21 protein-coding genes are annotated in these 21,043 nt (G+C 65.0%); 12 read left to right on the forward strand and 9 right to left on the reverse strand.

Annotation, left to right across the window (positions count from 1 at the left end; translation table 11 throughout):
* On the reverse strand, positions 1-738 hold a 738-nt coding region (locus BN3266_RS06990; protein WP_059004588.1), incomplete at its 3' end, for an RNA polymerase sigma factor.
* A 194-nt stretch (positions 739-932) separates the two neighbouring features.
* Here BN3266_RS06990 and BN3266_RS06995 point away from each other — a divergent pair.
* Together BN3266_RS06995 and BN3266_RS13570 are read left to right on the forward strand one after the other, a co-directional pair.
* Positions 933-3,308 (forward strand): hypothetical protein, encoded by a 2,376-nt coding sequence (locus tag BN3266_RS06995; RefSeq protein ID WP_059004589.1) that lies wholly within the window; start codon positions 933-935, stop codon positions 3,306-3,308.
* Between the two features lie 8 nt (positions 3,309-3,316).
* Positions 3,317-4,372, forward strand: a complete 1,056-nt coding sequence (locus BN3266_RS13570; protein ID WP_154669008.1) for a DUF5011/hyalin repeat domain-containing protein — start codon at positions 3,317-3,319, stop codon at positions 4,370-4,372.
* 819 nt (positions 4,373-5,191) lie between these two features.
* On the opposite strand, the gene BN3266_RS07010 is transcribed toward BN3266_RS13570, so the two are convergent.
* The 4 genes from BN3266_RS07010 to BN3266_RS07025 all read right to left on the reverse strand — a co-directional run bounded on the left by BN3266_RS07010 (position 5,192) and on the right by BN3266_RS07025 (position 9,286).
* Positions 5,192-5,461, reverse strand: a complete 270-nt coding sequence (locus BN3266_RS07010; RefSeq protein WP_059004592.1) for an acylphosphatase — start codon at positions 5,459-5,461, stop codon at positions 5,192-5,194.
* Between the two features lie 19 nt (positions 5,462-5,480).
* On the reverse strand, positions 5,481-6,044 hold the full coding sequence (gene lepB, locus BN3266_RS07015; RefSeq protein ID WP_021658173.1) for a signal peptidase I: 564 nt from the start codon (positions 6,042-6,044) through the stop codon (positions 5,481-5,483).
* A gap of 259 nt (positions 6,045-6,303) precedes the next feature.
* Positions 6,304-8,079: an oleate hydratase gene (locus BN3266_RS07020; protein ID WP_021658175.1), complete on the reverse strand. Its 1,776-nt coding sequence runs from the start codon at positions 8,077-8,079 to the stop codon at positions 6,304-6,306.
* 250 nt (positions 8,080-8,329) lie between these two features.
* The gene (locus BN3266_RS07025) at positions 8,330-9,286 is read right to left on the reverse strand and encodes a GNAT family N-acetyltransferase (protein WP_059004593.1); all 957 of its coding nucleotides are present in this window, start codon (positions 9,284-9,286) and stop codon (positions 8,330-8,332) included.
* 237 nt (positions 9,287-9,523) lie between these two features.
* On the opposite strand from BN3266_RS07025, the gene BN3266_RS07030 reads away from it, so the two are divergent.
* Together BN3266_RS07030 and BN3266_RS07035 are read left to right on the forward strand one after the other, a co-directional pair.
* Entirely contained in the window at positions 9,524-9,781 is a 258-nt protein-coding gene (locus tag BN3266_RS07030) for a helix-turn-helix domain-containing protein (protein ID WP_052537583.1), read from the forward strand.
* Between the two features lie 127 nt (positions 9,782-9,908).
* Complete coding sequence (locus BN3266_RS07035) at positions 9,909-10,346, forward strand: hypothetical protein (protein WP_059004594.1); 438 nt, start codon at positions 9,909-9,911, stop codon at positions 10,344-10,346.
* Between the two features lie 52 nt (positions 10,347-10,398).
* Here BN3266_RS07035 and BN3266_RS07040 read toward each other — a convergent pair whose 3' ends face one another.
* Together BN3266_RS07040 and BN3266_RS07045 are read right to left on the reverse strand one after the other, a co-directional pair.
* On the reverse strand, positions 10,399-10,971 hold the full coding sequence (locus BN3266_RS07040) for a DNA-3-methyladenine glycosylase I (RefSeq protein WP_021658179.1): 573 nt from the start codon (positions 10,969-10,971) through the stop codon (positions 10,399-10,401).
* Positions 10,972-11,101: 130 nt separating this feature from the next.
* The gene (locus BN3266_RS07045) at positions 11,102-11,863 is read right to left on the reverse strand and encodes an N-acetyltransferase (protein WP_059005548.1); all 762 of its coding nucleotides are present in this window, start codon (positions 11,861-11,863) and stop codon (positions 11,102-11,104) included.
* Positions 11,864-12,146: 283 nt separating this feature from the next.
* Between BN3266_RS07045 and BN3266_RS07050 the strand changes: the two genes are divergently transcribed.
* Both BN3266_RS07050 and BN3266_RS07055 read left to right on the forward strand, forming a co-directional pair.
* Complete coding sequence (locus tag BN3266_RS07050; protein ID WP_059004595.1) at positions 12,147-12,665, forward strand: methyltransferase family protein; 519 nt, start codon at positions 12,147-12,149, stop codon at positions 12,663-12,665.
* 43 nt (positions 12,666-12,708) lie between these two features.
* A complete protein-coding gene (locus BN3266_RS07055) occupies positions 12,709-13,269 on the forward strand; it encodes a YdeI/OmpD-associated family protein (protein ID WP_059004596.1) in 561 nt (186 codons plus the stop codon).
* An 11-nt stretch (positions 13,270-13,280) separates the two neighbouring features.
* On the opposite strand, the gene BN3266_RS07060 is transcribed toward BN3266_RS07055, so the two are convergent.
* The gene (locus BN3266_RS07060) at positions 13,281-13,865 is read right to left on the reverse strand and encodes a DUF6434 domain-containing protein (RefSeq protein ID WP_059004597.1); all 585 of its coding nucleotides are present in this window, start codon (positions 13,863-13,865) and stop codon (positions 13,281-13,283) included.
* Positions 13,866-13,967: 102 nt separating this feature from the next.
* Between BN3266_RS07060 and BN3266_RS07065 the strand changes: the two genes are divergently transcribed.
* From BN3266_RS07065 to BN3266_RS07075, 3 genes are all read left to right on the forward strand, one after another.
* On the forward strand, positions 13,968-14,522 hold the full coding sequence (locus BN3266_RS07065; protein ID WP_059004598.1) for a GNAT family N-acetyltransferase: 555 nt from the start codon (positions 13,968-13,970) through the stop codon (positions 14,520-14,522).
* 68 nt (positions 14,523-14,590) lie between these two features.
* Positions 14,591-15,451, forward strand: coding sequence for an RNA polymerase sigma factor (locus BN3266_RS07070; RefSeq protein WP_059004599.1), 861 nt, complete (start codon positions 14,591-14,593; stop codon positions 15,449-15,451).
* Positions 15,448-16,128, forward strand: coding sequence for a DUF2461 domain-containing protein (locus tag BN3266_RS07075; RefSeq protein ID WP_059004600.1), 681 nt, complete (start codon positions 15,448-15,450; stop codon positions 16,126-16,128). Before BN3266_RS07070 ends, BN3266_RS07075 begins: the two co-directional genes overlap by 4 nt.
* A gap of 63 nt (positions 16,129-16,191) precedes the next feature.
* On the opposite strand, the gene BN3266_RS07080 is transcribed toward BN3266_RS07075, so the two are convergent.
* A complete protein-coding gene (locus BN3266_RS07080; protein ID WP_059004601.1) occupies positions 16,192-16,566 on the reverse strand; it encodes a pyridoxamine 5'-phosphate oxidase family protein in 375 nt (124 codons plus the stop codon).
* 124 nt (positions 16,567-16,690) lie between these two features.
* Between BN3266_RS07080 and BN3266_RS07085 the strand changes: the two genes are divergently transcribed.
* The 3 genes from BN3266_RS07085 (at position 16,691) to BN3266_RS07095 (ending at position 20,997) form a co-directional block, all read left to right on the forward strand.
* Positions 16,691-18,100, forward strand: a complete 1,410-nt coding sequence (locus BN3266_RS07085; protein WP_059004602.1) for a MocR-like pyridoxine biosynthesis transcription factor PdxR — start codon at positions 16,691-16,693, stop codon at positions 18,098-18,100.
* Between the two features lie 820 nt (positions 18,101-18,920).
* On the forward strand, positions 18,921-19,292 hold the full coding sequence (locus BN3266_RS07090) for a VOC family protein (protein ID WP_059004603.1): 372 nt from the start codon (positions 18,921-18,923) through the stop codon (positions 19,290-19,292).
* 247 nt (positions 19,293-19,539) lie between these two features.
* On the forward strand, positions 19,540-20,997 hold the full coding sequence (locus BN3266_RS07095; RefSeq protein ID WP_154669009.1) for a hypothetical protein: 1,458 nt from the start codon (positions 19,540-19,542) through the stop codon (positions 20,995-20,997).
* Positions 20,998-21,043 lie beyond the last annotated feature (46 nt).

Below are 21,043 nucleotides of genomic sequence, written 5' to 3' on the forward strand. Positions count from 1 at the left end.
GGTGATGGCGGGGCCGCTGCTGCGCCCCAGGGCAAAGGCCGCGCCCCCCAGGGCGAGGGCGAGGAGGGCCGCCAGGGAGAGGGGGAGGGTGCGCCCCCTTTTGGGGGGCTGCGGGGTGGGGGAGGGGAGTTTTTGCACCGCCCGGCCCACCGCCGGTCCCACCAGGAGGGCGGGGAGGCCCAGCAGCTGCCGCAGCCGCCCCCGCGCCCGGTTGAGGAGCCTTTGGGCGGTGGAGGGGGAGCAGTCCATCGCCTGGGCGATCTCCGCCACGGTGCGGCGCTGGTAGTAGTGCAGCAAGACCGCCTCCCGCTGGCGGGGGTCCAGCTCCTCCAGGGCGGAGAGGAGGGCGCGCACCTCCTCCCTCTCGATGGCGACCTCCTCGGGCAGGTGGCGGGCGTCGTCGTCGGGCAGGGCGGCCAACGGCTGGGTTTCCGGCGGGGCGGCGTCCAGGGGCACCTGCTTTTGGCGCTGGGCCAGCCGCAGGCAGACCCGGTAGGCCGTGCGGTTGAGGTAGGCCACCAGGGCCTTGGGGCTGTCGATCTGCCCCATGTGGCGGTAGAGGGTGAGGTAGGTCTCCTGCACCGCGTCCTCCGCCAGCCCGGCGTCGCGCAGCATGGCGTAGGCCTGTTTCCACTGGATGTCGGCGGTGGCCCGGTAGAGCTGGTCGAAGGCCCGCTCGTCCCCCTCCCGCGCGCGCACCAGGAGCTCCCCCAACTGCCGGTGGTCGAGTGTGGACATCCGCCCCGCCCCCTTTCGTCAAATTTCGCCATTCATTGTAGCACAGATTTCGGCGGGGCGGGGTAGAAATGTTTGCCAGAAAAAATAATTTCAAAAAGTTTGCAAATGGGTGACAGTGGGCCCGGGTTTGCCGCCTCCTATGAGTAAAGAAATCCGTCTGCCGGTCCCCCGGCGGCGGGAAAGGGAGCGAGAAGATGAAAAAGCGGACGCGTTTGGCCGCCCTGGCGCTGGCCATTGCCCTCTGTGCAAATCTGGTTCCGCTGCAGGTCTTGGCGGAGGGAGAGGGGGATCCTTCCGGCGACGACAGCTCCACGGAGTTTGTGGGAGCAATTCGGTTGGAAGAGATATTCAATGTAAAGAGTGCCCGCCCCGGGTGGATACAGGGAAACCAGATGCACCTTGCGGACACCAAGACGTATCGGGACTACAGCAGCGTCATCCCCTCCTCTTACACCTCTGGTACATACCTCCCAAGCAGCAACTACATCTCTATGGACGCGAGTTGGGAGTTGAGTGCGGACTTCATCATTTCAGATGATTCCAAATTGAATTTCAGCACAATTCTCATCGACATTTACGGGAAGAAGACCGGTTACGTCATGGACGCGCGGGCCGGGAAAAACAACGGAAAATATTTGGTGGGGATGAACCAGTACACATCCATCAGCAAGTATGATGGGCTGCGGGCCATCGATGCGGGATTGACCGCGGCCGAAATGACCAGCGGCAAAACCCTTACCATGAAATACAATCCGGTCAACCGGGCGTTTACATTGCAGTACGGGTCGAGATTGTGCAGCTATGTTTCATCCTATTTAAGCGGGGAAAATCTGGCTCGCATTGCAATCCAGGGAGACATGAACTGGTATCACAGCAACAACGCCTCCATCAGCAAGTCGCTGCAGATAAACGGCGTTTATAAGAGTGCCCAGTACACCCACTACACCCCCCAATTCGTGAGCACCGAGCTTTTGGATGAAGACGGGAACACCATGACCGACGAGGAGAAGCTGGCCTTGCAGGACGGGGACGTGGTCACCGTCCGCGCCACGGTGAAGAACACCCACCCCGATGCGGGGAAGGAGATCGTCTACGACCACCTGACCCTGGTGCCGGAGGACGACGAAAAGGTCAAAAAATACCCCACCGCCGGGCTGGACATCCTCACGGGAGCCGAGCAGACGGTGACGGTGGACGGCAAGGCGGTGACAAACGCCTCCGGCCAGCCCTACGACGTGTCGGGGGAGGGCATCCCCTTCGGCTGCACGGCGGCGGGGAACGTCATCACCTACAAGGCAAAAATCAACAACCCCGACGGCAAGTCCGTCACGGTGGGCCAGCGGATGAGCGACGACTTCTTCGGCTCCAAGCAGTACTCAAGTGCCGAGCTGATCCCCGCCCAGCCATTGGTCCCGGCCGACCCGGAGAAGCCGGCGGGGGAGGCGGGGAAGGATTATCACTACACCCGCACCAGCCCCAACGAGAACGGGTGGAACAACTCGGACGTGGCCATCACCTTCTACCCCGGGGACTTCAACCAGTTTTACATCAAGGACCCGGAGGAGGGGACGGTACACGCCACCCTCACCAGTGAGAAGGAGCCCCTGCTCTATACCGACGAGACCGAGACGCCGGTGGCGTTGCAGGCGGAAAACAGCGAGAGCGGGGCCAAGTCGGTGCGAAACGACGACGTCATCAAGGTGGACAAGGTGCCGCCGACCCTGACGGCGGCCAGCCCGGCCCCCGCGCTGTTTGGGTTCCGGCGGTCGGCCGCCCCGGCTTCGGCGGTGACCCTGGCGGACAATCTCTCCGGCATCTGGAAGTTGGAGCGGTACGACGCCGCTTCCAAGGAATGGGTGGCGGCCGAGACCTTCGACCTGCCCACCGAGGGGGCGGAGAAGGGCAACGGCAAGGCCAGCGAGAGCGCCACTATCGACCAAAACGGGCTCTACCGTGCGGTGGATGCGGCGGGGAATGTGGGGGAGCCCACGCCGGTCTCCTTCAACGCCCCGCCCAGCGTCACCCCGACCGACCCGGAGGCCCCGGAGCTGGAACCGGAGGAGGAAACCGACGGGGGCGGCCTGCGCCACGCCGTGGCCAGCGACAGCATGAGCGAGTACATCGACAAGGCGGCCCCCCTCTACGGCGGGCGGTTCACCCTGGAGGACGCGGCGGAGCTGATGGCCCAGAGATACGGCTTTGCCTCCAACGTGGAGCGGGACGACAGCTTGAGCTACACCTATGCCATCACCCAGAAGGGGGCGGACGTGAGCGGCCAGGGGGTGGACACCACCCAGGCGGGCAGCTTTGTGGTGGTTTGCACCGCCACCGACGCGGACGGGAACACCACCACCCTCTACCTGACCGACACCCTCATCGACCCGGACGCGCCTCCGCTGGTGGAGCGGCAGGAGGAGGGGACCCCGCCGGTGGGCCCGCCCTTTGACCCCCTGAAGCCGGTGCCCCAGCCGGTGATCAAGGAGGATACGGAGACCGGGCGCTACCACGCCTATGTCTACGAGCAGATCGCCGAGGGGGTCAAAAGCCCGGGGTCTACGGCGGCAGCCTGACGGGAGAGGTGGCCCAGCAGATCTTTGCCGGGCGGTACGGGTTTGTGAGCCAGCAGGGGGACGGGGAGCTGCACCTCTCGCCCATCTGTGTGACCCAGGACGGCAAGGACGTGAGCGCGGCGGGGTACGACACCGCCAAGCCGGGGAGCTGCGTCATCAGCCAGACGGCCACCGACAGCCGGGGGAACAAGACCACCGTCTACCTGACCTATACCTTTTTGCCGGTGGGGAGCCCGCCCTGGGTGGGCTACGACCCCAGCGACCCGACGGTGGAGCCGGGGAGCGAGCTGGAGGAGCCGGAAATCGTGGAGGACTGGATCAATGGAACCAAGTACGCCACGGTGACGGACCGGCTGGCACAGACCATCACCGATCCGCCGCTGTCGGACGGCTGGCTGGACGGGGAGGAGCTGCGGGCCTTTCTGCGGAGCCGGTACCAGTTCACCTCCGCCCAGCCGGACGGGATGCTAAAAGAGGTGCGCTTTGCCGTGAGCCGGGACGGGAAGGCGGTGGAGGGCATCGACACCACCCAGCCGGGAGAGTACCTGATCGCCTACACCCTGGAGGACTCCGCCGGGAACCGCACCTCCCTCTTTTTGCGGTACCGATTGCAGGAGGGGGAGATCTCCGGCGAACTGGAGCACTCCTCCACCCCCTTTACGGGGATGGAGGGGGCCGACTACGGGGATGGAGGGGGCCGACTGGTCGGACGGCCGGGGCGGCGGCTCTGGCTCCGCTCTGGGAGGGCTGCACAACGGCTGTCCCATCCACTGGCTGGCTCTGCTGGGGACGCTGCTCACCCTCTGTCATCTGGGCCTCTCCCGCCTGCTGCTTCGCCGCCGGGAGGAGGACGAGGAGGGGTGGCGCACCCGCCGGGTGGGCCTGGGCCGGGCCCTGCTGCTGGCCCTCATGACCGCGGCGGCCGCCTTTTTGGCCGCCCACATCCGCTGTGGATACGACCTGCCGGCCCTGCTGCTCTGGGCGGCTGCCATTGTTTTGGACATGGTGGCGCCGGAGCGGAGCCGCCGGGAGGAGCGGGCCGAGGGATAAAAGCGGCGTGCTGAGCGATTTTTGAGAGAATGGCGCCAAAGGGGCGAACGGACCGAAAAAAACGGTCTGTTCGCCCTTTTTTTGTGGGGAAAGGGGGGCGCGCATATTCCTGCGGGGGCGGCAGCGGTTGCAGGGAAGAGGGGCACCCGGCGGCACCCCTTTTTTTATCGCAGAGGGGCGGGGCGGCCGGGAGCCGCTGTGGGGGAATGGGCAAAGGGGTCGTCCACGCCGGCTTGTAGGGGAGCGGCAGGGGGGAGAAGGTGGATGGAATCGGCCTGTCTCTTGGCCGGGGAGGAGAGGGGCTCAGGAAGGGGGAGGGGAGGAACGGGCGGGGTGCTGGGTGGGCGGCCTGTGAGAGGGGTGTTCGGCGCGGGGTTTATGGGGGTGGCTGCCCTTGTGGAGGAGGGCAGACGACACGGTCTTCCATCCCCTTTACAAAGGAGGAAAGGGGGCGGACAGGCCCCGGCCTCTGTGCTCCGATCTCCCCTTCTCCTTGAAACAGGGGGACTTTTTCCAGAGGGTGGGAAAGCAAAGAGCGGGGCGGGAGAGGGATGGGATTTTTGGCGGCGGGGCAGAAGGGGAGACTTTGGGCTTCGGGTCGGTTTGCGGGGGAAGAGGGAGCGGCGAGGCCAGCTTTCCCAGCGCCAAAAAAGACCGCTGCTCTCTGGCGGCGGCCTTTTTGGCAAGGGGGGTGAGGGGCGCTTGGCCCTTTGGGGGCAGATGGCATGGGCGGGGGTCTGTCCCCTATGCGGCGGGGGAATTGCGCGGGGAAGGGGTGGCACGGCCGCTCTCCCTCCGGGATGCTCGGCGGCGCGGGGGGAAGGGCGGGGCCTTTAGAGCACCTCGAACCCGTTTTCGCGGATGGGGTCCAGGCGGCGAGTCTCCACCCCCTCCACCTGGGACCAGCGGTTCCCCTCCCGCACCGCCTCCAAAAAGGCGTCCAGCTCGGCGGGGGGGCCCTGTACCTCCAGCTCCACGTCCCCGTCCTCCCGGTTGTGCACCCAGCCGGTGAGGCCGTGGAGGCTGGCGGTGTACTTGACAAAGTAGCGAAAGCCGACCCCCTGCACCCAGCCCGACACCCGGGCATAGACCCGCTTTTGCACGGCAGTTCCCTCCCTTCGGCTACTCCACCTTGCTGATGGAGGGGTAGTAGCGGAAGAGCACCTTGCCCAGCATATCTTTTTTGGGGACGTAGGGGGTGCTCCAAAAGCGGGCGTCCAGCGAGTCGTTGCGGTTGTCCCCCATGAGGAAATAGTGCCCCTCCGGCACGGAGTAGGGGCCGTAGTCCCCCTGGGGGATGCCTTTGACATAGGGCTCCTCCACCATCTCGCCGTTGCGGTAGAGGACACCGCTCTCGATTTCGATCTCGTCCCCCGGGATCCCGATCACCCGCTTGACGTAGAGGCGGTGTTCGTCCGGCGGGTAGAAGACCGCCACGTCCCCCCGCTGGGGCTCGCCGAAGGTGTAGGCCAGCCGCAGGGCAATGATGCGGTCCCCGGGCATGATGGTGTCCTCCATCGAGGAGGTGGGCACCTGGGCGTTGACGATGACCACCAGCCCGATGAAGAGGGCCAGCGCCACCGCCACCGCAAACACCTTGACCCAACTGACGACCTCCCGCATGACCGCTTTTTTCTTTTCTGCCACTTCGCGCATGGCCTGCTCGTCGTGTTCCTCCGGCAGCATGACACCGCTTCCCTTCCCTCTGGCGTTTTTCTGTATCGTTACCAATATAGCACAATTCACCCCCGCCGAAAAGGGCGGGCAGGCCCTCTTTTTACTATACAAATTGGAATATATAGATATAATATAACAAATTTACCCTTCTTTTGCCCTGTTTTGCGCTGTTTCCCGGTGCATTCGGCAAAAAAGGCGCGGCCCAAAGGCCGCACCTTTTTTGTGTTTGGGGAAAGGGGAAAGAGGGGATGGGGACGGAGGGCTGCGGCTAGATGAGGTGGTAGCGCGCCAGCAGCTCCTCGATGACCGTACCCGAAATCTTTTTCATGGTGGCCTTTTCCACCAGCCCGGCCAGGAAGGGCAGCTTGATGTCGGTGAGTTTTTTGCCGTCCATCATCTTGGAGGTGGAGTCCAGCAGCACCCGCACGTCGTAGCAGGAGTTGAAGACCTCCGGCACCCCGCGGTCCACATCCAACAGGGTGTAGACGGCCTCCATGGCGGTGCGCACCGAGTACTCGGTGGTGAAGACGGTGTCGCGCACCGTGTCGGCGAACTGGCCGATGAAGGCGAAGTTGACGCAGCCTTCGGGCACCACTTTGGGGCGGTCGCCCGCCGTGCGGGGCATGAAGAAGGCGGTGATATAGGGCATCATGCAGGGGATGCAGTGGGCCCCGGTGGCCGCCAGCTCGGGGATCTCCTCCTCCGGCACCCCCATGTGGTAGAGCCACTCCATGGTGATCTCCCGGCCGGTGCACTGGCGCATCGGCTTTTTCACATAGTCGCCCGGCACATCGGTGTAGAGGCCGTACACCCAGACCACCAACTGGTCCTTCGGCTGCTCCTTGAAATGGGGCTGGCGGTTGAGGGTGAAGCTCATCAGCCAGCTGGAGTCCTTGACGGTGATGATGCCGCCGGTGACCACCTTGCCCGAGAAGGGGTCGCGCTTGCACATCTTTTGGATGTAGGGGGGGATGCGGCCGTCCAGGGTGGTGATGGTGGCCGACTCCCAGTTGGTCTTGGGGATGTTGCCGCAGAACTTCTCCGGCCGGCCGAAGGCGGGGTCCTGGGCGGCGATGTTCTTCCAGAGCTGCCAGCAGCCGCCCTCGCCGTTTTGGGTGGTCTGGGCGGGGGCGTGGTCGTCGTCCCCCAGGGTGGAGTTCTCGGTACAGCTGCCGTTGGTGACGAAGACCAGGTCGTCCTCGAGGAGGTCGATGCGCTCCTCCCGGCCATCCCGCAGGCACTGGATCTGCCGGGCCACCTTTTTGCCGCCGCTCTTTTCAAAGAGGACGTTTTGCACCTGCACGCCGTACTGGAAGTCCACGTTGTGCCCCTCCAGATATTTGACCATGGGCAGGATCAGCGATTCGTACTGGTTGTACTTGGTGAATTTGAGGGCCGAAAAGTCGGGCAGCCCGCCGATGTGGTGGATGAAGCGCTGGATGTAGAGCTTCATCTCCAGGGCGCTGTGCCACTTTTCAAAGGCGAACATGGTCTGCCAGTAGAGCCAGAAGTTGGAGGAGTAGAACTCCTCGTCAAACACGTCGTCGATGGTCTTGTCGTAGAGGTCCTCGTTCTTGGTGAAGAACAGCTTGACGATCTCGGCGGCCGCCTTGTCCGAGAGGGCGAATTTGCCGTCGGTGTGGGCGTCCTCCCCCCGGTTGACCGAGGCCCGCATCAGGGAGTAGTTGGGGTCGTGCTTGTTGAGCCAGTAGTACTCGTCGAGGACGCTGACCCCCTCGGTCTCGATGGAGGGGATGGAGCGGAACAGGTCCCACAGGCACTCGAAGTGGTTCTCCATCTCCCGCCCGCCGCGGACGATGAACCCCCGCTGCGGGTCGTTGATGCCGTCGCAGGCGCCGCCGGGGAGGGCGAGTTCCTCTAAAATGTGGATGTGTTCGCCCTTCATCTGCCCGTCGCGCACCAGGAAGCAGGCTGCCGCCAGGGAGGCCAGGCCGCTGCCCACCAGGTAGGCGGACTTGCGGTCGACCCCCTCGGGTTTTTCAGGGCGGGCAAAGGCCTCGTAGTTGCCGTTGGAATAGTACATCAAAAATCCCTCCGTTTTGTCTTTGGTGGATGGGTCTCTTCTCTCGATGGCTCTATCCTACTCCCCCCCGGGCCCCGCCGCCATAGACAATCGCGCCCCCCTGTCGCAATTTTTGACAGGGGGGCGCGATTGTAAAAAGTTTGGACAGATGGGGGGAAGTGTCTAAATGAGGGGGAGGGGGCGATTCGGAGGGGCGGCGCGGGGAGAGGGATTTGTCTGGGGGAACGCGAGGCGGCTGTTGGCGGGGAAATCAGAAGGGGAGGGGGTCCAGTATCCGCTCGTCGACGCGGCGCACCAGGCCGTGGGTATAGGGGGAGAAATACTTGCACCAAAAGGCGTGGGCGGTGGGGTTGATGCTCTCAAAGTCCACGCCGAGGTGGGTGTATCCCTCCCCCTTTAGGGATTGGATGGCACAGTTCAGCAGGGTTTGCACGACCCCTTTGCCGCGGTGCTCCCCCAGGCAGAAAGCGCCGGTGATGTGGCGGTAGCGGGGGGAGGGGGAGAGAAAGGTCTCGCCCTTGGCGGACAGTTTTAGATAGGCGCACAACCGGCCCTGAAAGGCGGCGGCAAAGCAGCGGTCGCCCTCCGCCATGCAGGAGAGGCAGAAGGCGTCGCAGCTCTCCAGCGGGCGGGCCATAAAGGTCGGGCTCTCCCGGAAGTGCCGGTCGAGCAGCTCCTCAAAGGGGTAGACGGACGAAAATTGGGCGGGGGGCAGCTCAAAGAAGGAGTACCCCTTGGGGGGTGGGCAGTCGATCGGCTCCATGGGGCGGATGGCGTCGACACAGCGCAGGCCGAAACCGTACTGGAAGAACTGGCGCTGGGCCTCTTCCCCCTGGGCATAGAGGGCGACGGCGTGGCTGAGGGCCCCGGCCCGCACCCACTTGGCGGCGGCGCGCTGGTACATGGCGGCATAGACCGGCCCCCGCCCCTCCGACGCGGCGGCATGGGCGCCCATGGGAGAAAAGACCCCCCGGCAGCGGGTGGAGCCAAAGGCGTTGTCGAAGGGCGGGCCGACGCTGAGAAAACCCACCATCCGCCCGCCCTCGAAGGCGGCGACGCCCAGGCCGGCCGCGGCAAAGGGGGCCAGATCCAGCCCCTCCTCGACCGCCGGAAGGGCGGGAAGGCGGCGCTGCTGCTCCCGGTAATCGGCCAGGGCGAGGGCGCTGGCTGCGGGGATGTGGGACGGGGTGAAGTCGACAATGGTCATGGGGGCCTCCTCCTTATGATATATCCACTGGGAAAAGAGCTTTTTATGGAATGCAACAGAATCGTAGTATTTTTCAAAATATAGGCTATGCGATATAAAATGAATAGGGGAAAAGCCGTTTTTCCAGGAACTTCTATAAAAGGAATGAAGTTCCCTCAGAGTAAGGAAACACTTACCATACGTTTGTTAAAACGCGCTAACGGTATTGATACAATGGTGGGGAGGGGAAGTGATATTGTGAAAACCGATTACCCGGAGCGCTACCGGATATTGGGGCTAAAAATTGCCTATTACCGCAAGCGGGCTGGATACACCCAGGAAGCATTCGCGGAGAAGATTGGCAGGAGCAACAATTTCATTTCCCAGGTCGAGGGGGTAGGGACCACCAAAGGGGTTTCACTAGAGACCCTTTTCAAGATGGCGGAGGTTTTGGGTGTCCCCGCGGGGGAGTTGCTGGAGGAAGACCAAAGAGGCAGCATCCCCCCTTCAAAATGACCTGTGCAGAAAAATACAGTTGTAAATTTGCGCACATCCGCTCCTATATTATAGCGCAGATTGCGATGTCGGCGCATCTCATAAAAACATTCTGAAGCGATACGGTATGTGTGGGGAGGACAGAGCTGTGAAAAAGAGCGCGCGCCATGACTGCCCGCTTGTGGACCCTTGCCAGCCCATCTACCACCCGCCTTCCCTGGAAAAAGCGAACCGGGCCTTTGACCGATGGGTGCGGGCGGTCCGCTGGGAGGTGTGGACCCGCCGGGTGGCCCGGGTGCTGGCCCCGGCGGGGGTGCCGTTTGCGGTGCTGGCCCTTTTGTGCGCTCTGGCCGGGCCCTGCGGCTGGCTACCCGGTGAAGTGGCGCTGTTAGGCGGAGGGACATCGGTCCTTATTGCCTTTGGCTGCCTGGCCCTCTCCCTGTTGCTGCGGGAGGTGGCACGGGTGGCCAGAGAGGCCAGCGACGCGGCCTTTGCGACCTACGAAAACAGCCGCTATGCAGCCACCAACCCCCGTTCCGCCCACTTTATGGGCGGGTGCAAGGAGGGAAAGCGGGAAGAGGGATAGAGAAGTGCCCCGGACGGGTCTGTCCGGGGCGCTTTTTTGCTTGGGGGCGGGGCTAGCCCTGCATCTCGCGGTAGACAAAGCAGCTTGTCAGGTGGTCGTTGACCATGCCGACGGACTGCATATAGGCGTAGACGATGGTGGAGCCGACAAACTTGAAGCCCAGCTTTTTCAGGTCCCTGCTGATTTGGTCGGAGAGGGGGGTGCTGGGCGGCACCTCCTCCATCTTCTGCCAGTGGTTTGTGATGGGGGTGTCGTCCACATAGGCCCAGAGGAACTGGTGGAAGCTGCCGCAGCGCTCCTGCACCTTTAAAAAGGCCTGGGCGTTGGTGACGGCGGCACGCACCTTGAGGCGGTTGCGGATGATGTCTTTGTTTTGCAGAAGCTGTTGCACCTTGGCCTCGTCGTAGAGGGCCACTTTGGCGGGGTCAAAGCCGTCGAAGGCCTGGCGAAACGCCTCCCTCTTTTTGAGGACGGTGTTCCAACTGAGACCGGCCTGCATCCCCTCTAAAATCAGCATTTCAAACAGCTTGTTGTCCTCGCGCACAGGGCGGCCCCACTCGCGGTCGTGATAGGCGATGGAGAGGGGGAGCTCCCCCGCCCAGGCGCACCTTGTCTTTTCACACATGAAAACACATCCTTTTTTGTTTGTCCGCCTGCGGGCGGGGGGAGGGGGGAGGTTGGGCCAAACGCCCCTTGCCGGTGTTGGCGGCGCCTGCGCTGGGGCCTGTGGTGGGTGGGCGCGCTGTCGGCGGGGGTCACAGCCCCCTTTCGAGGAGGAGCTTTTCAAACTTTTTTTCGGAGAGGATCTCGTGGGTCACGAACGCGCCGTTGTAAAAGAGGGAGTAGGTCGGGAAGGGGGTGGGGGCCCGACGGGCCTGCTCCCGGGTGGTGAGGTGGACGGACCGAAACGGGACCGCCCGGTCTCTGGCCATCCCCTCGATGAGGGGGGCGTACTTGGCGGGGAAGGGGCACTGGTTGGTGTAGTAGAGGACAAAGCCGTCGGCCGCGGGCCCCTGGGCCCCACCCTTTGCCGAGGGGCCGAAGCGGGGCGGCTCGGCCTGCCCGTCAAAGGGAAGGTAGAGCAGTTCAAAATAGGGGGGCGCGGTGTCGGCGACGGCAAAGCCCTTGTGCCGCAGGTAGTTGGGGTCGGAGAGAAAGCCCCTCTTTTTGGGGGAGGAGAGGATGGCGAGCCCCTTTTTCCCCTGCTCCCTGCTGTCGCGGATGCACTCTTCCAGCAGGAGGTTGGAGTGGCCCTGCCCCGCGAACCGCCCCGCCACCCAGAGGCAGTCGATGAAGGTATAGCCGTCGGCCTCCACCGGGGCCCAGGCAAATTCGGCGGGGAGGTATTCGATGAAGCACTTTCCCCGGACATCGCCCTTTAAAAAGACGAGGCCCTCGGCCAGCCGGTCCTTCAGCCAGGCCTTTTTGGAGAGCACCTGGCAGTCTGCATTGTTGGAGAGGGCGCAGCAGATGTGCTCCTGCGCCAGATTTTCGGGGGTGATTTTGACAAGGTCGATCATGTTGTCTCCTTTTTGGGGCCGCTCATTTTGTGGGGCGGCGGCCCTTTTGTTTATCCTACCATTTCGGGCGGCTTTTCTCAAGGAGACCGGGGCGGGAGGGGGAACCGACTTTCCCCGCTGGACGGGGGGACGGGCCCATGGTACAATGGTCAAAATCCCCCGTTTTCAAGGGCGTTGCGCCACGGGGGTGGGAGCGGCGGTCCCGACTTGCCCGGGGCGGCTGGGCGTTGCGGCGGAGAGATGGGCGGGAAAACAGAGGTTTTTTGAGAGGGTGATTTTGATGGGGGCTTTGCTGCTGGTGCCCTTTTTTCTGCTGCGCTTTGGCCTGCTGGCCGTGCTGGACCGGGGCGCGGTGGGGCGGGCGGCCCACTTTGCCCCCCTGCCGCCCGGGGAGCGGGGGGCCTACTGGGTCTACCAACTGGCCAACGTGGGCATTCTGCTGGACATCCTCTTTTTGAAGGTCGAGACGGCGCCGCCGGGCCTTTTCTGGGCGGGGGTCGCCCTCTACGCCGGGGGGATGGCGCTGCTGGCGGCCTCTGTGGCGGCCTTTGCGACCCCAGCGGCGGACGGGTTTTGCCAGCGGGGGGTCTACCGCCTCTCGCGCAACCCCATGTACCTGGCCTATTTTCTCATTTTTGTCGGCTTTGCGGCCCTGGGCCGGTCGCCGCTGCTGTTGGGGCTGACGGCGGTCTTTCAGGTTTCGGCCCACTGGATCATCCGCGCGGAGGAGCGGTGGTGCGATCAGCGCTTTGGCGAGGCCTACGCGCAGTACGCGCGCCGGGTCAGGCGGTATTTGTAGCGGTTTTTCGCCCCTGTGGGGGCGGGGAGAGGAGGAGAGCGCGATGGAACGGGAGTTGCTGTTTGGCGACCGGGCGGCCTTTCGCCGGTGGTTGGAGGAGAACGGCCGGACGTCGGAGGGGGTCTGGCTGGTGTTTGGCAAGGCGGGCGGGCCGCAGACGGTGAAGGCGGGGGAGGCGTTGGAGGAGGCCCTCTGCTTTGGCTGGATCGACGGGCAGATGCAGCGCATCGACGAGGGGCGCTACCGCAAGTACTTTGCCCCCCGCCGGCCGGGCAGCAACTGGTCGGCCAAGAACCGGGCCCTGGCCGAGCGGCTTTTGCGGGAGGGGCGGATGGACAGTCGTGGCCGGGAAGAGGTGGAGCGGGCCCGGGCGGACGGCCGCTGGGCCGCCCCCGCGCCCCCGGCCATCACCGCGGAGCAGATGGACGCGCTGGAGGAGCTGCTGCGGGGACGGGAACCGGCCCACGGCAACTTTTTGGGGATGTCCCCCTCGGTGCGGCGGACCTATGCCCGGGGCTATTACGCCGCCAAGACCGAGGCGGGCCGGGCCAAGCGGCTGGCCTGGATGGTCGAGCGGCTGAACAAGAACCTGAAGCCGATGTAGGCGGGGCAGGCCTAGCGGGAGCGCCCTTCCAGCGCGGCCAGGTCGGCGCGCTGGTACTGGCGGCTGCCGGGAAACTGCTTTTTGTAGTTCCAACAGGCAATGGCCTCTTGCAGGGTCCGGCCCGGGTTATCGGCAAAGAAGGCGCGGACATAGGCGTTGTACTCGAACTGGCTGTCGATGGGGGCCGGTCGCTCCCTCTTTGCGGCGAGGATGGCGCGGTAGGCGGCCACCGCCTCCCGGTAGGTCTTGTCCGGGTTGGCCTTCAGCCAGCGCTGAAAGGCCACGTTGAAGGTGAAGCTGGGGCCGAGCTGCCCCTGAAAGAAGGCGCGGCGGGCCTGGGTGCAGGCGGCGTTCGGCCCGATGACGGCATCCTCCCTCGGGGGGGCTGTGGCGGCGGCGCGCCGGGGAGCGGGCGGCGGTGGCGGTATCTCCCCGGTGTCGAGGAAATGGGCGACCCTCTCGGTGAGGGCCGCTTTCCCGCCGGATGCGGGCAGGCCGTTTGCCCGGCAGAAGGCCATCAGCTCCTCCTTGCGGTAGTAATAGCGTTGGAATGTGGCGCTGTCCGGGCGGCTGGTGAGGGCTGGTCTCTCCTTCATCTGCGCTTCCCCTTTTCTCTTGCTTTTTCTGTCAGTATACCCCGCCTTTCCCCCGTCGTCAAAGGCGGAGGGGAGAGGCAGAACACAAAGGAGGAATGCACTGTGATCCTAGAAACTTCGCGCCTGATTTTGCGGCCCTGGCGGCCGGAGGACGCGCCGGCACTCTACCAACTGGCAAAGGACCCCCGGGTCGGCCCCGCCGCGGGCTGGCCGCCCCACACCAGCGTGGAAAACAGCCGCGAACTCATTGAGGGGGTGCTCTCGGCCCCCTACACCTTTGCGGTGGTGCTGCGGGAGACGGGCGGACCGGTGGGCAGCATCGGCCTGCTGTTCGGCGAAGGCAGCAACCTCCCCCTGAAGGAGGGGGAGGCCGAGATCGGCTACTGGCTGGGGGTGCCCTACTGGGGGCAGGGGCTCATCCCTGAGGCGGTGCGGGAGCTGCTGCGCCACGGATTTGAAGAACTGGGGTTGGAGCGGGTCTGGTGCGGCTATTTCGAGGGGAACGACAAGTCCCGCCGGGCGCAGGAGAAGTGCGGGTTCCTCTACTGCCGCACCGACCGGGACGTCCCCTGGCCGCTGATGGGGGATGTGCGCACCGAGCACATCACCTGCCTGAGCCGGGCGCGCTGGCTGGCGGGCTGTGCCGACGAAAACTGACAAATTTTTTGGCTGGGCTGTCACAACCGGCGGCGCGCGCCGTCTAACTGTGTATAGGAGGTGTGCGCATGAACGATTTGACCGCACTGGAAAAACAGACCATTGAACGGGCCGTCGCCGGCGACCAGAAGGCGCTGGAGGAGGTGTTGGCCGGGGTGCAGGACCTGGTGTTCAACCTCTCCCTGCGGATGCTGGGGCTCCTCCCCGACGCGGAGGACGCCACCCAGGAGATCCTCATCAAGGTGATGACCCGGCTTGGCTCCTTCCGGCAGGAGTCGAGCCTTACCACCTGGGTGTTCCGCATTGCAATCAACCACCTGCGAGACTACAAAAAGGGGATGTTCGCCCAGCGCCCCCTGAGCTTTGAAGTCTACGGCGAGGACATCGCCTCTGGCCGGGAGCGGGATGTCCCCGACCTGGGCGGCGGGGTGGACCAGGGGCTGTTGGAGCGGGAGCTCAAGCTCTCCTGCACCAACGTCATGCTCCAGTGCCTGGACGCCGAGAGCCGCTGCATCTACGTGTTGGGCACCATGTTCCGCCTGGACAGCCGGGTGGCCGCCGACATCCTCGGCCTGAACCCCGCGGCCTACCGGCAGCGGCTCTCCCGCATCCGCAAAAAGGTGGGAGGGTTTTTAAAGGAGTACTGCGGCCTGGGCGGCGGGGGCTGTTCCTGCAAGCGGCGGACCAACTACGCCATCGCCACCCACCGCATCGACCCCGGGCACCTGGTCTTCCCCGGGCTGGAGGAGTGCAGCTACCGAGACATCGCCCGGTTCACCGACGCCATGGAGGAGCTGGACGGGCTCTCCCAGGTGTTTGCCGACCTGCCCGCCTACCGCACCCCCGAGGAGGTGCGCGACTGGGTGAGGGGGCTGCTGGCCTCGGGCAGTTTTGCCACCGTGATGCAGACAGAGGGGGCGAAGGGATGAGGATGGAGGAGATGCTCTCCTTTCTGCGGGAGCTGGAGGAGCACAACGACAGGGACTGGTTTCACGCCCACGAGGAGGGGTACCGGCAGGCCACCGCCGCCTTTGAGCAGTTGGTGGGGGAACTGAACCTTGCCCTGCACCAGGGGGACCCGGAAATCCCCCTGGCCGCGCCCAAGGCCCTCACCTTCAAGCTGATGCGGGACACCCGCTTCAGCCGGGACAAGTCCCCCTACAACCCGTCTTTCCGCGCCCACATCGGCCCTAGGGGGAAGCTGCCGGTGCCGGTGGGGTACTACCTCTTTTTGCGGCCGGGGGGGCGCTCCTTCCTGGGCGGGGGACTCTTTGCCGACATGTTCCGGGACGCCACGACCCTGGTGCGGGACGCCATTGCCGCCCAGGGGGAGCGCTGGGGGGAGATCCTCGCCGCCCCCGACTTTCGGGCGCATTTCACCGTGGGCGGCAGCGCCCTCAAAAACGTTCCCCGGGGCTACGACCCGGATCACCCCCAGGCCCAATACCTGAAGAACAAGAGCTGGTACCTGGAGTACCCCCTGGACGACGAGCAGCTTTTGGCCCCCGACTTTGTGGACTTTGCCGCCGCCCTCTTTTTGAAGATGCGGCCCTTCAATGTCTTTTTGAACGAGGCCCTGGCCCCCTTTGAGATGCCCAGCCGATGAGACAGAAATAAAAAGCGAGCCGCCGACAGCACTTGTCGGCGGCTCGTTTTGGGGTGTGGGGGGCTACATGGTCTCCTTGAGGGAGGTGACGGTGACTTCCAGCACCCGGCTGAGCCAGGGGAACTGGGCGACCATCTTCTCAAAGTCGGGGCCGGAGGTGAGGAAGCGGGCGGTCCCCTCGAGGCGGAAGCCCGCGCCCATGGAGCCGCCGCTGCCCTCCACCTGGTTGCTGCCCAGGGCCAGCAGCACCTTGTTGTTGGCGGATGTGTCCTTTTCGATGCTGGTCATCCCCCCGGCGGGGATGAGCAGGCGGTCGTCCTCGGTGATGTTGACATAGCTGTGCCAGGTGTTGACCACGTGGGGTTCGTTCTCGCAGCAGGAGACGATGGCCACCACCCCTTCGTGGGCGAGAATGTCGAGCAGTTTTTTGTCCAGCATGTTGCAGTCCTCCTCATTCGATTGCGGTGTGATTTGCGTTCTGGCACCAGTATAGGATATAATTGGCTTGTTAGAAAGAGCCAATTTGGGAGAATTTATAGGAGCCAGTTGGAGGCGATGTCGGGTGTTCATCCTGCTTGAAGAGAGGGACGGCCAACCCCTGTACGTACAAATTTACCGCCAGATCAAGGAGATGATCGCCGCCGGACAGCTGCGCCCGGGGGAGCGGCTGCCCTCCACCCGGGCCCTGGCCGCCACCCTGGCGGTGGGGCGGAACACGGTGGAGAACGCCTACGCCCAGCTGGTGGTAGAGGGGTATGTGAGCAGCCGCCAGGGGAGCGGGTACGAGGTGCAGCCGCTGGTGGAGCTGGGGCCCTGCCCGCCCCCGGCCCCCGCCGAGAGGCGGGAAGCGCCGCCCCCGCCCCTGGGCGAGCGGGTGCGCATCGACTTTCAGTACGGGCAGCTGGATCCCCGCGATTTTCCCCTGGGGCTTTGGCGGAGGTGGACGGCCCAAGCCCTGGACGAGCTGCGGCCGGAGGAGCTGGTGGGGTACAGCAGCGGCAAGGGGGCCTACGGCCTGCGCCGGGAGGTGGCCCGCTATCTCCGCCGCTCCCGGGGGGTGGTCTGCGCGCCCGAACAGGTGCTCATCTGCGCCGGGACCACCTACGCCCTGAGCCTGTTGGGGCAGATGCTGCGGCCCCGGTGGGGGCGGGTGGCGATGGAGGACCCGGGCTACCCCAACGCCAAAGAGGTGTTTGCCAAGTGCGGTCTCGGGCTGCTGCCCATCCCGGTGGAGGAGGACGGCCTCTGCGTCGACGCCCTGGCGGCCAGCGGCGCGGGGGCGGTTTACACCACCCCCTCCCACCAGTTCCCCGGGGGGGCGGTGCTCTCCATCCAAAAGCGGCACCAACTGCTCAACTGGGCCCGGCAGACCGGCGGGATCGTCATCGAAGACGACTACGACAGCGAGTTTCGCTACCACGGCCGGCCCATCCCCTCCATCGCCAGCCTCAGCCCCGGGGACAACGTGGTCTACATGGGCACCCTCTCCAAGATCCTCTCGCCGGGGCTGCGGGTCAGCTACATGGTGCTGCCGCCCCTGCTGACCGAGGTGTACGACCGCGGGTTCGCCGAGTACCCGGCCTCGGTCTCGATACTGGAGCAGAAGGTGTTGGAGCGGTTTTTGGGCTCGGAGAGGTGGGAGGCGCACCTCCGCCGGGTCTGCACCGCCAACCGCAAGAAGCACGACCTGCTGGTGCGCTGCCTGAAGGAGGAGCTGGGCGGGCGCTTTGCCGTGCAGGGGGAGAATGCAGGGCTGCACCTGCTGGTGCAGTCGCTGGAGGGGCGGGGGGAGGAGGTGCTCATCCGCCGCGCCCTGGCCCGGCAGGTGCGGGTCTACCCGGTCTCCCGCTACTGGATGGAGCGGGCGCGCTACGGCGGGGACACGGTTCTGCTGGGGTTTGCCGGCCTCTCGGAGGGGGAGATCTGCGAGGGGGTGCGGCTGCTGGGCGAGGCCTGGGGGGAGGAAGGGTAGTCGTTTGGCTCGACCCCGGGGGAGGGGACCGTCCGCCGCCGCTGTTTGAGGGGCGGATACAGGTGGAAAGGGGGAGGCGGCGCCTTCCCTTTTTTGCTTGTGATAAGGGGAGTGCCCGACGCCGGTTTCTCCTGGCGGAGGGGCGAGGGGGCAAGGGGGCAGTGGGGCAGGTCTCCCGGATGGGAGCGAGGGGGCGTTTCCGGTTGCCTCTGTGAAGGTGGAAGGGGAGGGGAGACTCCCGGGCGGGGCGGGGAGAAAGGAGGAATGTTCTGGCCGGGGTGGTTGCGGGGGGCTGCGCGCCTTTTTGCCCGGAGGTCTGTCTGGGTGTAGGAGGGGCGGCGTTGGGGGGTGACGTCCCTGCCAGGGGACGACCTGCGGCGGGAAGGTCGGCTGCCTTTCTGGTGTGAGTTCGTGCTGCGGGGGAAAAGCGTCGGCGCGGGTCCGCCCTGGCTGAATTGGTTGCGGCGAGGGCTGTGTCCCCTTTTTGTCCGGGGGGCTGTCTGGGCGGGGAACTGGGCCCTGGCGGGCGGAGAAGGGGTGGGATTTGGGTTGCGGCGATGGGGGGGCGGGGGAACTGCCTTGCAGGGCGACAGGCGGGAAGGGCTGCTGCCTTTCTGGCGCGGGCCCGCGCTGTGGGGGGGAACAGGGGGCGGACTTTTGAGTGACGGGGCTGCCCTGCGTGGGGAGGAGGGAGCTGGACTTCCGCCCGGTGGGGTCGGCCCGCGGGGACGGCGGCCGAATGCCCTTGCCACCCCCTGCGGCTTTGTGCTACACTGGAGACAAGGAATAAAACCTGTTTCTGGAAAAAGGAGGAATTGTTATGTCCGCTGAAATTCGCCTTGCCGACATCGTGGTCGACTGCGCCGACGAGGGGCAGCTCTGCGCCTTTTACGAGGGCCTTCTCGGCTGGAAGCGGGGGGAGATGTTCGGTCACCCCACCCTCACCAGCGCCGCCGGGGTCACCCTTCTCTTTGTGCAGGAGGAGGACTACGTCTCCCCCGTCTGGCCGGAGGAGGAAGGCCGCCAGCAAAAGCAGGTCCACTTTGACTTTTTGGTGCCCGACGTGGCGGAGGCTGTCGCCAAGGCCGAGGCGTTGGGCGGCAGAAAGGCCGATGCCCAGTTTGGCGGCGAGGTGTTCACCACCGTTCTCGACCCCGCGGGTCACCCCCTCTGCCTGGTGAAAGAGGGATAGAAAAACAGGGTGTTTAAAGGAAGGCCCCCCGCTTGGGCGGGGGGCCCTTTTTTTATGGCTTCCCTCTAAAAAGTCACAAAATGAAAATATGGAAAAGAAGTTGTGACCAAACGGCACAGATGCCGGTTGAGAGCCATTTGACAAGGTTTCACAAGAGGGGATGCGCCGATTGTTTTCCCCATTTGCCGCTGATATGATGAAAAAAGAAAACCCGAACATTTGGGAGAAGAGAAAGGATTGCGGCAACATGAAAAAACACCCGGCAAAACGGCTGGTCAGCCTTCTTCTGGCGGCCCTGCTGGCCTTCCTGGCCACTGCGGCCCTGGCGGCGGGACCGGCGGGCGAGAACATCGAGGTCTTTGCCAGCGGCGAGACCGGCAGCGGCGGCGGGGCCGACCTGACCAACACCGAGGACAGCCCCTTTGACCCGGTCAAGTTTACAGACCCCAAACAGGGGGTCACCTCGGCCCAACTGGTCATCTACGCCTACGACGTGGACGCCCCGGACGAAATCGACGAGGTCTTTCTCAACGGACACTCGGTGGGCATCCTCACCGGGATGGACGAGGAGTGGAACACCAGCGTCCTCGAGGTGACCGGCGACGCCCTGAAGTCCCTGTGCGACGGACAGGAAAACAGCATCGCCGTCAAGACCAACAGCGGCTGGATCGTCTTTGTGCGCACCATCACCCTGGTCGTCAACGGCGGCAGCGCGGGCGGCCAGTTCGACAGGGGCAGCTCCACCGTCACCGCCACCCTCAACGGGCAGGAGATCGTCACCTCGGTCACGGTCACCTCGGTCAGCGGGGGGACCTTTGGGGTGGAGTACGCCGTCAAGGAGCTGGACAGCGAGGGCAACCAGGTGCGCCAGGTGGCCAGCAAGAGCGAGCCCAGCGTCTCCTTTGCCGCCGGCACGGTCCACAGGGAGGAGGAGACTTTTTCCCTGCCCGAGGCCCCCAAACCGGGGACTGCCTACCGGGTGGACTACGTCATCAAGGACAGCTTGCAGATCCCCGTCTTCACCCTGAGCGCGGTCGTCGGCTCCACCGTGGAGGCGGGCGTTGCCGTCGAGAGCGGTGAGGTGGCCGCCGACGCCATCTCGGTACAGGGGCTCAAGGGCGCGGCGGCCGCACTGGCCAGCCCCACCGAGGGGAACGCCACCTCGGTGACCCTGACGGTGAGAGAGGGGAAGGAGGCTGCCGACTACGGCGACATCCTCACCCGCGCCGAGGGCGACGGGCACGCCGTGGGATTGGCCCTGGAACTGACCGTCGACAAGGAGGTCAAGGATGCGGCGGGCCGGTTGGTGGCCGGCGAATCCGGCCCGGTGGCGCAGTTGGATCGGCCCATCCAGATTTCCATCCAGCTGCCCATGCCGCTGCAGGGGAAGACCGGTTACGCGGTCTACCGCTCCCACCAGGGGAAGGTGGACGTCCTCACCGAGGCGGCCAACAGCGAGGGGGAGGGGATCGCCCTGAGCGCCGACGGGAGCACCCTCACCCTGACGGTCGGCAAGTTTTCCACCTACGCCATCACCTATCAGGGGGAGAAGGGCGGGACCCCTGCGGAGCCCGGTCGGTTGGACGACGAGCCCAACACCGGCGCGCCCGCCCAGACCGCCGGTTGGGCCGTCGGTCTGGGGACCCTGTCGGTGGGCGCCTTCCTCTTCTGGAAGCTGCGCCGCGGCGTGGGTCCGACCCGCTAGATCCGCTTTGATCGCGCGGTGAGAGGCCGCGGAGAAAGGGTGTGAG

Source organism: Bittarella massiliensis (ex Durand et al. 2017) (assembly GCF_001486165.1).
In the GTDB taxonomy this organism is placed as follows: Bacteria; Bacillota; Clostridia; order Oscillospirales; family Ruminococcaceae; genus Bittarella; species Bittarella massiliensis.

Excerpts from the sequence above, each read along its gene's own strand:
- BN3266_RS07095 (WP_154669009.1), top strand. The coding sequence starts at position 19,540 with ATGAAAAAACACCCGGCAAAACGGCTGGTCAGCCTTCTTCTGGCGGCC.
- BN3266_RS07055 (WP_059004596.1), top strand. The coding sequence starts at position 12,709 with ATGGAACGGGAGTTGCTGTTTGGCGACCGGGCGGCCTTTCGCCGGTGG.
- BN3266_RS07070 (WP_059004599.1), top strand. The coding sequence starts at position 14,591 with ATGAACGATTTGACCGCACTGGAAAAACAGACCATTGAACGGGCCGTC.
- BN3266_RS07025 (WP_059004593.1), bottom strand. The coding sequence starts at position 9,286 with ATGACCATTGTCGACTTCACCCCGTCCCACATCCCCGCAGCCAGCGCC.
- BN3266_RS07040 (WP_021658179.1), bottom strand. The coding sequence starts at position 10,971 with ATGTGTGAAAAGACAAGGTGCGCCTGGGCGGGGGAGCTCCCCCTCTCC.
- BN3266_RS07020 (WP_021658175.1), bottom strand. The coding sequence starts at position 8,079 with ATGTACTATTCCAACGGCAACTACGAGGCCTTTGCCCGCCCTGAAAAA.
- lepB (WP_021658173.1), bottom strand. The coding sequence starts at position 6,044 with ATGCTGCCGGAGGAACACGACGAGCAGGCCATGCGCGAAGTGGCAGAA.
- BN3266_RS07080 (WP_059004601.1), bottom strand. The coding sequence starts at position 16,566 with ATGCTGGACAAAAAACTGCTCGACATTCTCGCCCACGAAGGGGTGGTG.
- BN3266_RS07060 (WP_059004597.1), bottom strand. The coding sequence starts at position 13,865 with ATGAAGGAGAGACCAGCCCTCACCAGCCGCCCGGACAGCGCCACATTC.
- BN3266_RS06995 (WP_059004589.1), top strand. The coding sequence starts at position 933 with ATGAAAAAGCGGACGCGTTTGGCCGCCCTGGCGCTGGCCATTGCCCTC.
- BN3266_RS07050 (WP_059004595.1), top strand. The coding sequence starts at position 12,147 with ATGGGGGCTTTGCTGCTGGTGCCCTTTTTTCTGCTGCGCTTTGGCCTG.
- BN3266_RS07075 (WP_059004600.1), top strand. The coding sequence starts at position 15,448 with ATGAGGATGGAGGAGATGCTCTCCTTTCTGCGGGAGCTGGAGGAGCAC.
- BN3266_RS07090 (WP_059004603.1), top strand. The coding sequence starts at position 18,921 with ATGTCCGCTGAAATTCGCCTTGCCGACATCGTGGTCGACTGCGCCGAC.